The sequence below is a fragment of the Aquimarina litoralis genome (genome assembly GCF_039523995.1).
Classification (GTDB): Bacteria; Bacteroidota; Bacteroidia; order Flavobacteriales; family Flavobacteriaceae; genus Aquimarina; species Aquimarina litoralis.
Genome location: NZ_BAAAGE010000024.1, coordinates 1 through 1,067, shown reverse-complemented (window position 1 = coordinate 1,067; position 1,067 = coordinate 1). Strand labels below are relative to the sequence as shown.

Genomic DNA, 1,067 nt, shown 5'->3' with positions numbered 1-1,067 from the left:
TTATCAATATGATGAAAAAGATAAAACATTACATGTTAAGATTTATCTGCTTATAGAACAAGTTCCAAATAAACCAACAGAAGAACAATTAAGAAAAGTATTGCCAAAAATTCTAAGAGATTATGCAAATATGATAGAAAATGGAAAAATAAAAATTATAGATAGTAATGAATGGGGCACTTGGTAAAAAAAATTTTATTTTTCATCTAACTTTCTTTTTATTTCTTCAACTTGTCTTGATAATTCATCTTGTTTTATTTTTAATTCTTCAATTTCTGTCTTTAGATTTGATAATTCTGAATTTACTATCTCTTTTACTGCATCTTTTAATGCTTGTTTAATTTTTAAATATAGTTGAACAATTGCAAATAATGTAGTTACAGTTGTAGAAAATAATGCAAATGTTAGAGTAAGATCACTCATCTTCACTTTCCTCCTCAGATAATTCAAAATTTGCAGTACTATTAATTTGTTTCGCGTAAGGTTGAGGATAAACCACGCGAAAATCATCTATAAAAATTTGCTTAGTTTGTTGATCTTGAATTATAGAAAATTGAAAATAAAAAGTAAATCCAGGAATATATAAATCTACAATAAGCGGATAATCAATAGTTTTCATTACAATTATTGAATTTGGTAAAAAACGCGATAAACCATAAATTTGACCTCTCTGTTCAAGTTCACGAATTTTATCTATCGCAATTCTAACAACTCCAAAAATATTTTGAAAAGGATCTTCAATTTTCATATGATATCTTTTATCTCAAGCCGTTAAAAAATATACAAGTAGCATAATACATATATATTATATAATGTATATAGTGTTTAGATTTTGTGTTATCTGACTGCAATATTTTGAAAGTTTTTATAATGGAAAATTGGCTTATATTGTTTCGTTTTTGCAGATTTTTGAGCTAATTTTATCTGATTCTCAATTTTTGCCTGTCCTTGTAATTGTTCTCCTAATTGTTGTGCAAATTGCAAATCTTGATCTGAAATGCCATAAAATTTCCACTTAGTTTTCCAATAAAAGTCGGATCGTAGCCATGTCGTTCTGTGAGCCAAGG

The 1,067-nt window shown here is 26.6% G+C and carries 3 protein-coding genes; 1 reads left to right on the top strand and 2 read right to left on the bottom strand.

Features of this window, described 5'->3' with window-relative positions:
• The coding region (locus ABD077_RS25115) for a hypothetical protein (RefSeq protein WP_343914943.1) at positions 1-187 on the top strand (187 nt) is incomplete at its 5' end.
• An 8-nt stretch (positions 188-195) separates the two neighbouring features.
• Here the strand turns inward: ABD077_RS25115 and ABD077_RS25110 are convergent.
• A complete protein-coding gene (locus ABD077_RS25110; protein ID WP_198968533.1) occupies positions 196-423 on the bottom strand; it encodes a hypothetical protein in 228 nt (75 codons plus the stop codon).
• Entirely contained in the window at positions 416-748 is a 333-nt protein-coding gene (locus ABD077_RS25105; RefSeq protein WP_015968130.1) for a hypothetical protein, read from the bottom strand. The genes ABD077_RS25110 and ABD077_RS25105 overlap by 8 nt, the downstream gene beginning before the upstream one ends.
• Between the last annotated feature and the right edge of the window lie 319 nt (positions 749-1,067).